11 protein-coding genes and 1 pseudogene are annotated in these 13,136 nt (G+C 72.1%); 3 read left to right on the top strand and 9 right to left on the bottom strand.

Features of this window, described 5'->3' with window-relative positions:
- The 6 genes and pseudogenes from AB0F10_RS27655 to AB0F10_RS27630 all read right to left on the bottom strand — a co-directional run.
- Positions 1–414, bottom strand: a pseudogene (locus tag AB0F10_RS27655) (ATP-dependent helicase); the annotation flags it as partial.
- The gene (locus AB0F10_RS27650) at positions 411–851 is read right to left on the bottom strand and encodes a DUF5990 family protein (protein ID WP_360631079.1); all 441 of its coding nucleotides are present in this window, start codon (positions 849–851) and stop codon (positions 411–413) included. The pseudogene AB0F10_RS27655 and the gene AB0F10_RS27650, both read right to left, overlap by 4 nt.
- A 42-nt stretch (positions 852–893) precedes the next feature.
- Positions 894–2,150, bottom strand: coding sequence for a cytochrome P450 (locus tag AB0F10_RS27645; protein ID WP_360631076.1), 1,257 nt, complete (start codon positions 2,148–2,150; stop codon positions 894–896).
- Positions 2,143–3,378, bottom strand: coding sequence for a hypothetical protein (locus AB0F10_RS27640; protein WP_360631073.1), 1,236 nt, complete (start codon positions 3,376–3,378; stop codon positions 2,143–2,145). The genes AB0F10_RS27645 and AB0F10_RS27640 overlap by 8 nt, the downstream gene beginning before the upstream one ends.
- Positions 3,379–3,390: 12 nt before the next feature.
- Entirely contained in the window at positions 3,391–4,416 is a 1,026-nt protein-coding gene (locus AB0F10_RS27635; RefSeq protein WP_360631070.1) for an alpha/beta hydrolase-fold protein, read from the bottom strand.
- Between the two features lie 41 nt (positions 4,417–4,457).
- Positions 4,458–4,793, bottom strand: a complete 336-nt coding sequence (locus AB0F10_RS27630) for an STAS domain-containing protein (protein WP_360631067.1) — start codon at positions 4,791–4,793, stop codon at positions 4,458–4,460.
- 237 nt (positions 4,794–5,030) lie between these two features.
- Between AB0F10_RS27630 and AB0F10_RS27625 the strand changes: the two genes are divergently transcribed.
- Together AB0F10_RS27625 and AB0F10_RS27620 are read left to right on the top strand one after the other, a co-directional pair.
- Positions 5,031–6,503 carry an amino acid permease gene (locus AB0F10_RS27625; protein WP_360631064.1) on the top strand — a complete coding sequence of 491 codons (1,473 nt, stop codon included), beginning with the start codon at positions 5,031–5,033 and terminating at the stop codon, positions 6,501–6,503.
- The gene (locus AB0F10_RS27620; RefSeq protein ID WP_360631061.1) at positions 6,500–7,369 is read left to right on the top strand and encodes a universal stress protein; all 870 of its coding nucleotides are present in this window, start codon (positions 6,500–6,502) and stop codon (positions 7,367–7,369) included. Before AB0F10_RS27625 ends, AB0F10_RS27620 begins: the two co-directional genes overlap by 4 nt.
- A 6-nt stretch (positions 7,370–7,375) precedes the next feature.
- On the opposite strand, the gene AB0F10_RS27615 is transcribed toward AB0F10_RS27620, so the two are convergent.
- The 3 genes from AB0F10_RS27615 to AB0F10_RS27605 form a co-directional block, all read right to left on the bottom strand.
- Positions 7,376–8,413, bottom strand: a complete 1,038-nt coding sequence (locus AB0F10_RS27615) for a serine/threonine-protein kinase (protein WP_360631058.1) — start codon at positions 8,411–8,413, stop codon at positions 7,376–7,378.
- An 891-nt stretch (positions 8,414–9,304) separates the two neighbouring features.
- Positions 9,305–10,219 (bottom strand): hypothetical protein, encoded by a 915-nt coding sequence (locus AB0F10_RS27610; RefSeq protein ID WP_360631055.1) that lies wholly within the window; start codon positions 10,217–10,219, stop codon positions 9,305–9,307.
- A 79-nt stretch (positions 10,220–10,298) separates the two neighbouring features.
- Positions 10,299–11,234, bottom strand: coding sequence for a sulfotransferase domain-containing protein (locus tag AB0F10_RS27605; RefSeq protein ID WP_360631052.1), 936 nt, complete (start codon positions 11,232–11,234; stop codon positions 10,299–10,301).
- Positions 11,235–12,154: 920 nt separating this feature from the next.
- On the opposite strand from AB0F10_RS27605, the gene AB0F10_RS27600 reads away from it, so the two are divergent.
- On the top strand, positions 12,155–13,102 hold the full coding sequence (locus tag AB0F10_RS27600; protein ID WP_360631049.1) for a glycosyltransferase family 2 protein: 948 nt from the start codon (positions 12,155–12,157) through the stop codon (positions 13,100–13,102).
- Positions 13,103–13,136 lie beyond the last annotated feature (34 nt).

Here is a 13,136-nt window from a genome sequence, read left to right as displayed (position 1 = left end):
GGGCCGCCGGCCGCCCGGGTGCACGCCGGGCAGCACCCGGCCGCGCGCGACGAGGTCGGCCGCGAACGCGCAGACCTCGGCCAGGTAGGCCAGCGAGGGCGCGGCCCGGGCCCCGTATTCGTCGGCGAGGTCGTCGGTGACGAACGCGACGGTGCCGGCGGGCACCCGCCAGGGGCGCAGCCGGGGCCGGCCGCGGCGTGGCGGCAGCCCCAGCTGCGGGGACGGCAACGGCCCGGCCGAGGTGGAGGGCAGCAGCAGGATCGCCTGCCGGACCTCGCCGGGCAGGGCGCGGGCGGAACGGTGCTCGGGCGCCGAGCCCCGCGCCGGCGGGCCGGCCGGGCCGGTCCGGTCGGTCTCGGCCCAGACGGCCAGGGTGCCGTCGCGGGCGATGAGGCCGTGCGCGACCACTGTCACGTGAGCTGCCAGGCGATGTCGGGCGGCCGCACCCGGGCGCAGCGCGGCCCGCCGTCGGCGCCGGTGAGGCCGAGCCGGCCGACCAGCACCCCGCCGTCGTGGGCCGCGCGCAGCACCCCGGTGGGGATGTCGCCGAAGAGCAGCTTGGCCCGCCGGAACATCGCGAACGTGTCGCCGTCGACCGCGCCCCAGCTCAGATAGAGGAAGCGGGCGCCGGGCCGGCCGTGCACGTATGGCCCGCCGACGTCGAGCAGGTCGTCGACCTCGCGGCTGGTCACCTCGAGATCCCAGGTGGCGCCGGCGGCGCCGGCCGGAACCCGGTCGATCACCTCGGAACCGCGCTGGACGCCGACGTGCACGTTGCCGCGGCGCAGCGCGTCGGCCTCCGCGCCGGGGCGGTGCCCGGGCAGGTCGCTGCCCTCGATCCGGATGTGCACGCCCTGAACTCTAGGCCCGCCCCCCGACGCTTCCGGCCGCGGTCAGACCACGGACAGGCGCCGCCTTCCGGTACGCACCGGCAGGCTGATCGGGCCGCGCACGATCCCGGACGCGCGGCGCCGCAGCGGGCCGGCCCGGCGCAGGTCCGGCATCCGTTCCGCCAGCCTCCGCAGGGCGACCGTCGCCTCGAGCCGGGCCAGCGGCTGGCCGACGCAGTAGTGGATGCCGCTGGAGAAGGCCAGGTGGTCGGCCGTCGACGCGCGAGCGATGTCGAACGTGTCCGGGTCGGTGAACGCCTCCGGGTCGCGGTTCGCGGCGCCGATCAGCGTCACCACGTACTGGCCCCGGCGTACGGGATGGCCGTCCAGGTCGACGTCCTGCAGGGCGCAGCGGACCGTGCGCTGCACCGGCGGGTCGTAGCGCAGCGTCTCCTCGACCGCGGCCGGCGCGCGGCCGGCCGGGTCCGCGACCAGCGCCGCCCACTGCTGCGGATGCTCGAACATCGCGTTCATCGCGTTGCCGATCAGGTTGACCGTCGTCTCGAAGCCCGCGACCAGCAGCAGGATGCACATCGGGACCATCTCGGCCGGCTGGATCTGATCGCCCTCGGCGGCCACGATCCGGCTGATCAGGTCGTCCGCCGGCGCGCGGCGGCGCAGCGCGAACAGCTCCTCGAAGAGCTCCCGCAGCGCCCGGTCGGCGGCCCGCAGCCGGGCCGCGTGCGTCGGCGACCGGACGCCGTCGAGCGCGCCGCCGATGACGGTGCCGTAGCGGGCGAAGCGCGCGGCGTCGGCGTCGGGCACGCCGAGCAGGTCGGTGATGACCCCGATCGGCAGCGGCGCCGCGAGCGCCGGCACGAGGTCGAACTCACCCGCCGCGAGCGCCGTGTCCAGCAGGTCGTCGACCGTGCGCTCGATCCGCGGCCGATAGCCGGCCATCTGTTTCGGGCTGAACGCGGGCTGTGCCAGCCGGCGCAGCCGGGTGTGGTCGGGCGGGTCCCGGTCGAGGAACGACATGTCGAAGGTGTCGGAGGCGCCCGCCGCGCCGGGGACGCGTACGCCGAACCGCCGGTCCCGCAGCACCGTGCTGCAGAGGCGGTGGCTGGTCGTCGCCCAGTTGCCGAGCCGGGTGGGCCCGAAGCGGGGCATGCCGCGGTAGATCGCGTACGGGTTGTCGCGGCCGGGCCGCAGGTGCAGCAGCGACATCGGATCGCGGCGCAGGTAGCCGTGGTAGAGCAGGTCGAGCCGGCGCCCGTACAGCGCGGCGGCGAACCCGACGGCGCGCCCGAGGTCAGCCATGATCGCGCAGCCAGGCGTCGATCAGCCCGGTGAAGTGGCCGAGGAACCGTTCGTGCTCGTGCGGCGGGTACGTGGCCCGGACGGTCTCGCGCAGCAGGGCGCGGAACTCGTCCGAGCCGATCCACGCGGCGACCACCTCGTCCACCCGCCGCAGGTGCTTGGCGCAGAACTCCTCGTAGCGTTCGATCTCGAAGTAGTCGTCGGCGAGCCGGCGGTAGCCCGCCAGTTTCTCGGAGTACGACAGCGACGGGTCGTCGGCGATCGCGAAGTACGCGGAGGTGTCGGTGTCCAGCCGGGGCCGGCGGCCGGTGACCACGCAGTAGATGGTCCAGCGCAGCAGCGCCGACATCGCCCACGGGAAGTAGTAGTGCAGCGACGTCACCGCCACGTCGGGGCAGGCGTTCGCGTAGTCGATGGGGTGCACGTCGGCGCCGCGTACCAGGGATTCGCAGCTGTTGAACTCCCACCGGAAGAAGGCGTTGACCACCCGGGAGATGGTCACCACCTCGTCGCCGGTCTCGGGGGTGAGGAAGTCGTGCTCGACCGCGTAGCGCTCGTGCATGGGCAGTTCGGGGCGGAACCGCATCACCATCGTCTCGGGGCCGATGGTCAGCGACCGGGCGAAGACGTCGTAGTCCTCGACGGCCGCCTGCAGGTGCATGAGCCGCTCCCCCGACGCGTCGTAGGCCGCGTGCAGCTCGGACACGTTGCGGATCCGGGAGACGCCGACCCAGGCGCCGCCGTCGTACGGCTTCATGTACATCGGATAGCCGACGGACTCGGCCAGCGCCTCGAGGTCGAAGGGCTGGTTGTACCGCCCCGACGTGTACGCATAGCGGGAGTTGTCCAGGGGGTTCTTGAACGGCACCAGCACGGTCTGCGGCACCTTGAGCCCGAGCCGCATCATCGCGCAGTACGCGGCGTGCTTCTCCATGGCCTGGAAGGTGAACGGGCTGTTCAGCAGGTACACGTCGTCCATCAGCGCGATCTTCTTGAGCCACTCGCGTGGGTGGTAGTACCAGTAGGCGAGCCGGTCGATCACCAGGTCGTGGCGCGGCGAGTCGCGCAGGTTGAACGGCTCGATGGTGACCCGCACGCTGCGGGTGCGGTGGGTGCGGCCCTGGTCGTCGGTGACCGCGCCGATCCGGCGCAGCATCGCCTCGTACGCCCGCGGCCAGTCGTCCTCGGTGCCCAGCAGCAGTCCGATGGTGTGCTCGACGTCGGCCATTGGCGCCTCCCGCTAGATGAACACCTGCTTCAGCAACCCGGTCAGGTCCGGGTCGAGGGCGTCACGCCAACCGGTCCAGTTGTGCGCGTCGGGAACCTCGGTGAACCTGACGTCGTAGCCCTGCCGGCCCAGTACCGCGGCCATGTCGCGATTGTTCGCCAGGTTCTCCTCGACCGCACCACACGTGATGGCCACGGGTACCGGTGCGTCGAAGGTCGCGGCGCGCCGGACCCGGCCGGTGAACCGGACGATGCGCAGGTAGCGCCGGAAACCGGACTCCTGCCGGTCGAAGCGCGGCTGGAAGAAGCTGCCCGACTGCAGGAACAGCCCGGCGAATCCGGCCGGATGACGGCGCTGCGCGTGCAGCATGGCCAGCGCGCCGAGGCTGGCGCCGGCGCCGACCACGGGCCGGTCGGTGCCGAGCTCGGCGGCGAGCTTCGGCAGCACGTCGTAGGCCAGCGCCCGGGCGTACGCCGGACTGGCCGAATACCACTCGAAGCGCTCGCCGGGCGGCAGCAGCACGAGGTGGTAAGGCGGCACCCGCCCCGCACCGATCATGGCGCCGGTGTAGCGGCCGAGTTCGCCGTACCGGTGGAAGTCGGGCCCGTCGTGTGCGACCAGGACCCGATCCGTGCGGATGTCCGGCGACCAGATCCGGGCGACCATCTCGCCGCGGACGGCCGGCAGCGGCAGGTAGACCTCGCGCCACCGGCCGGCCGCCTGCGGCAGGTGCAGCCAGTCGGGCTCGCGGTAGTCGGGGCACGTGAGCACGGAGGCCTCGCCGTCGCGGCGCGGGTTGTCCGGGTCGCAGATGGTCTCGCTGGATCCGTCCGGGTGGCCCAGCTCCAGGTGGTATTCGATGCGCCGCACGGGCGGCCGGGGCAGCCGCAGCTCCCAGCTGCGCCGCTCGGCGTCGTAGCCGAAGTCGCCGGTCGCGGCCGCCGACCTCAGCCGCACAGACTTCAGCCGGTGCTCGTGATCATGGAGTCGGAAGCAGATCTCGGCGCTCGCGCACCACGCACCGACCGCCGGTTCCATGACGGCACCATAACCGGCGAACGGCCCGGTCGCCCAAAGGGCTACGGGGTGTATGTCTGCGGGTGCGGAGAGGTGGGCGGCAGACCGAACATGTCGGCCAGGCCGGTGATCCGCAGTTGCCGGTGCACGAACTCGCTCGGGTTGCGCAGCACGAACCGGGTGCCGGTGTCGCGGGCGGTGTTGTAACCGGACACCAGCGCACCCACGCCCATCGAGTCCATGAAGGTGACGAAGGTCAGATCGACGACCATCGTGACCGGCCGTTCCGCCTGCAGGACCTTCAGCAGCGTGGTGCGGAGCCCGTCCACAGTCGCCGCGTCGAGAGAGCCTCGGACCTCGACCACGATCGCGCCGTCCGCCTGGCGCCGCGTGGTCATCCCGGCCTCGCCCATGTACCCCGACCTCCGAACCCGGTTGCCCGTCGGCTCACGGTACAACGCCCGCCGGTGCCTCCGCAGGCTGCCCGGTGTTTCCGTGACCAGGGCGGACAGCACGTCCGCCCCAGAGTCTCACGAGAAAATCATCCGGCGCCGGCATCAACGGCCACCACTGCGGGCAAGGTAGCCACATCGCGCCGATCACCTCGCCGACGCATGTGGAGGATGGGGCTCAGCATGGTTACTGGATCCAGCCAGCGCCCGGGGATCTTCGCCGTCCGGGACGTACGGTCGCTGATCTCCGAGACGACCGAGGAGGGCCACGGGCTCAGGAAGGCCGTCGGTGCCACCCAACTCACGGCGATGGGCGTCGGCGCGATCATCGGCACCGGCATCTTCGTGGTGATCGGCGAGGGCGCCGCCGTGGCCGGCCCGGCGGTGATCGTCTCCTTCGTGCTGGCCGCGGTGGCCTGCACCTTCTCCGCCCTCTCCTACGCCGAGCTGGCCTCGTCCATCCCGGTCTCCGGCAGCGCGTACACCTACACCTATGCCACCCTGGGCGAGATCGTGGCCTGGATCATCGGCTGGGACCTGATCCTCGAGTACGGCGTCTCGGTCGCCGCGATCGCGGTCGGCTGGGGCGGCAACCTGAACGCCTTCCTCGACGCGGCGTTCGGGGTGAGCCTGCCGGACGCCATCGCCAAGTCCCCGGAGGACGGGGGCATCTTCAACCTTCCCGCCGTCTTCATCGTCCTGGCCATCACGTTCCTGCTGGTGCGGGGCGTCACCGAGAGCGCCCGGGTCAACCTGGTCATGGTCGGGGTGAAGCTGACGGTGCTGCTGTTCTTCATCGTCGTGGCGTTCTTCAACTTCGGCACCGGCAACTTCCACCCGTTCGCGCCGTCCGGGGTCGACGGGGTCACCTCGGCGGCCGCGATCATCTTCTTCGCCTACATCGGCTTCGACGCGGTCTCCACCGGCAGCGAGGAGGCCCGCAACCCGGCCAAGGACCTGCCGCTGGCGATCATCGGCTCGCTGGTCATCTGCACGATCTTCTACGTGCTGACCGCGGTCGGCGCGATCGGCATCGCCACCCCGGCGCAGCTCGAATCGAGCGACGCGCCCCTGGCCGCGGCGCTCGACCAGGGCGCCGGCATCAGCTGGGCGGCCTCGATCCTGTCGCTCGGCGCGGTCGTGGCGATCACCAGCGTCGTCTTGGTCATCCTGTACGGCCAGACCCGCATCTTCTTCGCCATGTGCCGCGACGGCCTGCTCCCGCAGCGGCTGGCCACGGTCAACCAGCGGTACGGCACCCCGGCCCGGCTGACCATCGGCCTCGGCGTGCTCATCGCGATCCTGGCGGCTCTGGTGCCGCTGTCCGCGATCGTCAAGCTGGTCAACATCGGCACGCTGTTCGCGTTCGTCCTCGTCAACATCGGCGTGATCATCCTGCGGCGGACCCGGCCCGAGATGCCCCGGCCGTACCGGGTCCCGTGGTCGCCGGTGCTGCCGATCCTCGGCGTGCTCTTCGCGATCTATCTGATGTCGGACCTTCCGCTGAGCACCTGGATCCGCTTCGTGGTCTGGCTGATCGTCGGCCTGGCCATCTACGCGCTGTACGGCTTCCGCCACTCCAGATTGCGCCTCCGGGCCGCGGCAGCCGCGGCGGATGACGGCACCCCGGACGCGCCGACCGAGCAGCCGCGGTGAACGCCCCGGTCATCGTCGGCGTCGACGGCGCCGAGGCCGGCGAGGACGCCCTGCTGCTGGGCCAGTGGACGGCGCAGACGCTGGAGGCGCCGCTGGTCGTCGCGGTGGTGCATCCGGCACCGTCCGCGCTCGGCTCGGGCCGGGTCGACGCCGAGTGGGTGGCCGACCGGCATCGCGCGGCCGCCGCGGTGCTCGACGGCGCCCGCGGGGTCCTCGCCGGCGCCACCGTCGCGATCACGTACCGGGTGGTCGCCTCCACCTCCGCGGCGCACGGCCTGCACGACCTGGCCGAGGAGCTGGCGGCCGAGGTGATCGTGGTGGGCTCGGGCCGGTCCGGCACCCGGCACCGGCTCTTCGCGGGCAGCACCGCCGAACGGCTGCTGGCCGGCAGCGTCTGCCCGATCGCGGTCGCCCCGGCCGCGATGGAGACGCCGCCCGGCACGCTGGGCCGGATCGGTGTCGCCTATGTGGACACCCCGGACGGCCGGGCCGCGCTGGCGGCGGCGGCCCGGCTGGGCGCCCGCACCGGCAGCCCGCTGCGGCTGTACACGGTCGTCGCGAACGCCGACGCCACCATGCCGTTCCTGGTCGGGCAGGACGCGGAGCACGCGTTCCTGGAGACCGCCCGGGAGACGTACGAGCTGGCGCTGAGCCGGGCGGCCGGGTCGGCCGGTGGCGTCGAGGCCGACTGGGAGATCCGGGTCGGCGACGTGGTCGAGTCGCTGGCCGACCTGGACGACGTCGACGTGCTGTTCTGCGGCTCGCGCGGCTACGGCCCGGCGCGGCGGGTGCTGCTCGGCGGGGTCTCGGCCCGGCTCGTACGCCGCGCCCGGCGGCCGGTGGTGATCGTCCCGCGCGCCGGCTGAGCCGGCTCAGCCGGCCCGGTGCCGTCCGGGCCGCTCCTGCTGGTGGCCGGGGTCCTCGGGCCTTTCCTCCTGGTGGCCGGGGCGCTCGGGCCTTTCCTCCTGGTGACGGGGGTCCTCGGGCCGGACGGCGTTCGTCGGCTCCTCGGCGGCGCGCGCGTCCCAGGCCGGCACCACGGACGGCCGCGGCGTCGCCGCGCCCGGGTCGAGCAGCGGGACGTACACCCGGGCGTCGACGGCCTCGGCCAGCAGCAGCGCCGCGACCAGCGCGGTGGGCCGCTCGGCCGGATCCCGGTGCAGGCAGCGCGAGCAGAGATCGACCACCTCGGGTGCCAGCCCCTCGATGTGCGGCAGCGGCGCGGGATCCAGGTGGCGCTGGGCGTGCACCAGTTCGCTGTGTCCGGCCGCCGTCCAGGGCAGCCGCCCCGAGAGGCAGTGGTAGAGCAGCACGCCGAGCGAGTACATGTCGGACGCCGGGGTCGCCGGCACGCCCGCGAAACGCTCCGGGGCGACGTAGGCGGGGGTGCCCATGACCGGCCCGTCGGGATCCGGATCGTGGCTGCCGACCGGGGCCGCGATGCCGAAGTCCAGCACCTTCGCCCCGGACGGGGTGAGCATGATGTTCGCGGGCTTGATGTCGCGGTGCACGACCCGCTCCGCGTGCGCGGCGGCGAGGGCGGCGGCGACCTCCGCGCAGATCCGGACGACGATGCGCCAGTCGAACAGCCCGGCGCCGAGGTGCTCGCTCAGCGTCTGCCCCTCGACCAGTTCCATGACGATGTACGGCACCTCACGGTCCGGTGCGGGCGAGGTGCCGAAGTCGTGCACGCCCGCCACGTTGGGGTGGGCGAGCCGCGCGGCGGACCGGGCCTCGGTGCGGACCATTTCGACCCCGCCGGCCTCGCCGAGGGTGCCCTCGACCGCCGGCGCCATGATCTTGACGGCCACGGGCCGGTCGAGCACCCGGTCGTGGCCGCGCCACACCTCGGACATGCCGCCGACGCCGATGCGCCGTTCGAGCCGGTACCGCCCGCCCAGCGTCCGCATCTCGCTCCCGCCAACCTCCGCCGCACGCGCCACGGTCGCAACATCGTTACCCGGCGGCCGGCGGGCCAAACGCTAGCGGCGTGGCGCCGCCGAGGTTCACCAGGAGGGGGCCGTGCTGGGCCGCGGCTTGTTGCCCGCGGCAGGCTTGCGCTGGCCACCGTTCACCCTGGGTGACTCCTTGTCATCACGCTTCGTGGTGTTCGAACTCGCGATGAGCGGCATGTCGGTTCCTCCATGGCGGCAGATGCGGCTTGTTTGAGGCTTTCTGGGGAGAAGCCTGACTCGCTCGCTTCTGTACCAAATCTAGCAAAGAGTTACCCAGGGTCAACTGACCGCAAAGACGGGGTGACAATCGCCGGCCGTCGTGTCGCGGCTGACCGAACGATCGAGGTGCCGCGGCATCCGCCCCTCCCGCCCCGCCCCGTCCCGCGAGTTTCGCCCAGACAGGCAGGCCGGCGGCGACGCGGCGGCGCATTGGGAGCAGCTGCCGCAAACGGGCACGACAAGCACCCGCAGGCACGAGGCTTCCAGGTCCGACCGGTGCGAGTGGCCGGGATCACCCGCAGCGTCGTCACTCTGCGTGAATCCTGGGGTGCAGGCGGGTTATATCCCTACGAACCGACACGCCTCAACTACCTGCCGTAGCCAGGGGACGGAATTGGTCACCCAGCGCTGTGCGCGGCAACCGGCGGAGGGCACAAAAATGGCGGAGCCCGTCCTCGTGGGACGGGCTCCGCCATTACGGTCTCGCCATGGATCCGCCGTTGATGGTGGCGGACGCCGGAGACCGGGCTCTTGTGCATCTGACGCTAGGACAAGTCGATCACGACGGGCGCCGCAGGCTCCGCCGAGGTGACGGGGCTCTCAGACCCGTCACCTCCGGCGGAAATCTCAGTACCCGGGCTCCGTGCGCAGGTCGTGCGCGCCGTCCTCGCGGGTGGTCTCGTAGTAGATCCGCTGCCGGCCGCCGGGCATGGTCACCAGGCTCAGGTAGCGCAGGCCGTACGGGGCGTGCGGGCTGCCGACGGGCTCGCCGTCCTCCGCGGTCAGCTCGCCGAAGCTGCCGTCCGGCAGCCGCACGCCGCGGGCCGTGCCGGTGCGCTCCTCCCAGTTCTCCCCCGCCGTGGCGCGCCCGTCGTAGGCGGCCACGATCGTGTCGCCGTCGACCACCACCGAGGAGACCCGCACGCCGCGCGCGTCCCACCGGCCCGGGCGTCCCGCCAGCGCCGTGCCGCGCCAGGTCCAGCGCACGCCGTCGGGGCTGGTCGCGTACTCCGTGGTCATGCGGTCGGCGTCGTCCCAGGATTCCAGCGGGTGCACCGAGGCCCAGAGGTGCCAGCCGTGAGCGTCGTGGTGCAGCACGGGGTCCTTGACGCCGACGGTCTCGTCGCCGGCGAGCACCGTGATCGGCACGGCGGCGGCCAGGCCCTCCGGGGTGCCGGCCTCGAGCAGGTCGACACGCCAGTGCTTGGTGCCGGGGGTGGCGACGCTGACGTAGAGCCGCCACCGCCCCTCCGGCGTGCGCACCAGGGCCGGGCGCTCGAGCGACTCCGCGCCGAAGCGGTCCTTGCCCACCTCGGCGACGACGGTGAAGTGCAGCCCGTCGGCGGAGCGGGCCACGACGTTGGAGATGCCGCGCCCCTCGCCGATCGGCACCCGCAGGCGGTAGGCGAGGTAGACGTGGCCGTCCGCGACGATCGACGACGGCGCGCCCGCCCACGCTCCCGGCTCGTCGCCGGGCGGATCGACCACCACTGTCGCATCTTCCCAGCGTGGCAGCGGCAGGGCTTGGGTTCCGAGGGACAAGACGGCTCCGTTTCGTGGCTTCAGCGGCACAGCGAAGAGTTTCCGGTCAAGTTTGCATTAGCTATGGGGAAGCTAGGGATTACGACGCGCTGGCGTGTCGGTCGACCGCCATCCAGTCGTCGTAGCGCTCCCCCGTGACGTCCTGCAGCAGCGCGATGTCGTCGGCGAAGAGCGGCAGCAGCGCGGCGCGCTCCTGCGGCGTGGTCACCGGCCGGGTGCCGCGCTTGCGGTGCAGCAGCGTGAGGAGCGGCCCGCGGGCCGCCAGCCGCAGCGGCACCGGGGCGCGGTGACCGAACTGCCCGCCGGCGCGCAGCAGGCCGCGCAGCACCCGGTTGACGCCGTTGTCCTCGACGACGTGCCGGTTCACGTTCTCCTTCGGTATCTCCCGGAGCACCCCGGTGGGTACGCCGAGAAAGTCGCAGACCCGGTCGAGCGTGGCGGCGGGCGCGTCCTTCAAGTCGCGGTAGCGCAGCAGCAGCACCTGCTCGCGGGGGAAGACCTTGTACAGGTGCTGCACCTGGCGGCCGTACAGGCCCAGGCTGATGTAGTGCCAGAAGTCCGCCCAGCCGTCGGCCCGGCGCCACTGCTCGGCGCGGCAGGCGGTGAGGAAGTCGGCCTCCGGCTCGAGGCCGGCGTTCCACAGGTGGGTCCAGTTGGAGTGCGCCCGGTCCACCGGGTCGCGCAGCAGCAGGATCAGCCGCGCCGCCGGGACCAGGGCGCGGATGCGGTCGTGCGCGTCGTGGTCGTACAGGTAGAAGGGTGTGGCCTCGCCGCGCAGCGCGCCCGCCGGGGCGGAGGCGAAGAGCGCCTCGTAGTCGGCGCGGCGCCAGACGTGCTCCTGGTAGGTCTGCACGTCGCCGGGGCCACCCGTGCGCGGCGGGCGGCCGTCGGTGAGGAAGAACTTGGGCTCCTTCACCGCGGGCAGGAACAGGCCCGGATGGCGGACCAGCGCCGCGTGCAGCGCGGTGGTGCCCGCCTTGGGCACGCCGGCGATCAGGAAGTCTGGGAGCGGCATGGGGGGTCCCTCCTCGCGCGGTGCGACGCGCCGCGCGAGGGTGCGCGGCGCCCGCCAGAGTGGTAGTTAGCCTACAGAATAAGTAGGCATTCACCACCCGTGGTCCACCCTTTGAACGCGCGAGGCCGGCCGTCCGCCGCACACGAGGCCGACCGTCCGCCGCGCGCGAGGCCGGCCAGGCCGCCGCGCGGGCGGGTGGCGGGATCAGCCGCGCCGGTGCCACCAGCGGCGACGCCGGTAGCGGGGGCAGACCTCGGGGCCGCAGAACGTGCACTCGGTGCCCGCGCGGTGGTGTTCGTGTGCGGATCGCGGATGGCCGCAGACACACAGCGCTTCGGCCGCCGTCACCGGTTCACCCACAGTGTCGTCGACCGTGCGTTACGTGGCGGGGCGGGCGCGCAGGTCACCTTGACAACCTATACATCGACGGGCCAACCCCGCCGCCCGGCCGAGATATAACCGTTCTGCACCCTGCAGAACACGCTCAGTGACAACACTGCGAGTGATCCCGATCACGTCGTAAAAATCCGACATTAACGTTATGCGCCAATCGCCGCCTGAGATCCATCGATTTCCCCGAAATGGCGCCCGACGGCCCCTCTCCGGCCCCGCGTGCCCCAATGTCCGTTACTGAGTGTGACGACTGGGGCTTGTGGTCATTCTTGTTGCCCGAGTGAATACCCCCTGGTCATTCGATCAGTCGCGGTTCAACGCACGGATATCGTCAGCATGGCTCTTCGGTTAGTTGACGCTGAGTAGCGTTCGACTAGATTTGTCGTCAGAAGCGAGCGGCTGAGTTTCTGCCCCCGGAAACGACCGATTCAGTCGCATCCGCCGCCCCTGAAGGGACCCACATGCAGCAGTTCACGGCCTCCGGAGACACGGCGAGTAACGGCCAGTCATCACCGACCGTAAGCGTCGTGATTCCGACCTTGAACGAGGAGCGGAACCTGCCCCACGTGTTCGCCAAGCTCCCCGAGGGCATCAGCGAGGTGATCGTGGTCGACGGCGGGTCCCAGGACCGCACCGTCGCGGTGGCCCTCGAACTGCGGCCGGACGCGGTGATCGTCCAGCAGACCCGCACCGGCAAGGGCAATGCCCTGGCCTGCGGCTTCGCCGCCTGCACCAGCGACATCATCGTGATGATCGATGCCGACGGCTCGACCGACCCGAGCGAGATCCCGAGCTTCGTCGCCAAGCTCGTCGACGGCGCCGACTTCGTGAAGGGGTCCCGCTTCGACAAGGGCGGGCACAGCCACGACATCACCAAGCTGCGCAAGCTCGGCAACGACGGCCTCAACCTGGTGGTGAACGTCCTGTTCGGGACCCGGTTCACCGACCTCTGCTACGGCTACAACGCCTTCTGGCGCCGGGTCGTCCCGACCCTGGCACTGCCGGACCCGACGCTGCCGCGCCCCGTCGACGGCAGCAAGCTCTGGGGCGACGGCTTCGAGATCGAGACGATGATCAACATCCGGGCCGCCGCCGACGGCATGAAGGTCGGCGAGGTGGGCAGCATCGAGCACGCCCGCATCCACGGCCAGAGCAACCTGAACACCTTCCGCGACGGCTTCCGCGTGCTGCGCACCATCTTCAGCGAGTACGGCCGGATGCGCCGGATGCGCCACAACCGCGCCGGCGGCGCGGGCAACACGGTGCACCAGCACCCGACCGCCCGGCCCGCGAACACCGCGCCGGTGCACGCGCTGAACAAGGTCGTCAACCGGCCGCCGGCCACCGGGGCCACCCCGCCCGCCGGCCCCCGGCACGTCGCGCACCTCAACCGGGGCGCCCGTCGCGACGAGGTCGGCACCCGACGCACCGACGACATCAAGGCCCTGCAGGCCCGCACCACCCGCGAGGACTGAGCTCTCCCGCTCTGCAGTCCCGGTCCCGCCATCC

Origin of the sequence: Actinoplanes sp. NPDC026623 (genome assembly GCF_040638275.1) — a bacterium.
Lineage (GTDB): Bacteria > Actinomycetota > Actinomycetes > Mycobacteriales > Micromonosporaceae > Actinoplanes.
This window is presented reverse-complemented; position numbering and strand designations above follow the sequence as displayed.

Bases quoted from the DNA above. Each gene is read 5' to 3' on its own strand.
- AB0F10_RS27630 (WP_360631067.1), bottom strand. From the start codon at position 4,793: ATGACCACGCGGCGCCAGGCGGACGGCGCGATCGTGGTCGAGGTCCGA.
- AB0F10_RS27635 (WP_360631070.1), bottom strand. From the start codon at position 4,416: ATGGAACCGGCGGTCGGTGCGTGGTGCGCGAGCGCCGAGATCTGCTTC.
- AB0F10_RS27640 (WP_360631073.1), bottom strand. From the start codon at position 3,378: ATGGCCGACGTCGAGCACACCATCGGACTGCTGCTGGGCACCGAGGAC.
- AB0F10_RS27605 (WP_360631052.1), bottom strand. From the start codon at position 11,234: ATGCCGCTCCCAGACTTCCTGATCGCCGGCGTGCCCAAGGCGGGCACC.
- AB0F10_RS27615 (WP_360631058.1), bottom strand. From the start codon at position 8,413: ATGCGGACGCTGGGCGGGCGGTACCGGCTCGAACGGCGCATCGGCGTC.
- AB0F10_RS27625 (WP_360631064.1), top strand. From the start codon at position 5,031: ATGGTTACTGGATCCAGCCAGCGCCCGGGGATCTTCGCCGTCCGGGAC.
- AB0F10_RS27645 (WP_360631076.1), bottom strand. From the start codon at position 2,150: ATGGCTGACCTCGGGCGCGCCGTCGGGTTCGCCGCCGCGCTGTACGGG.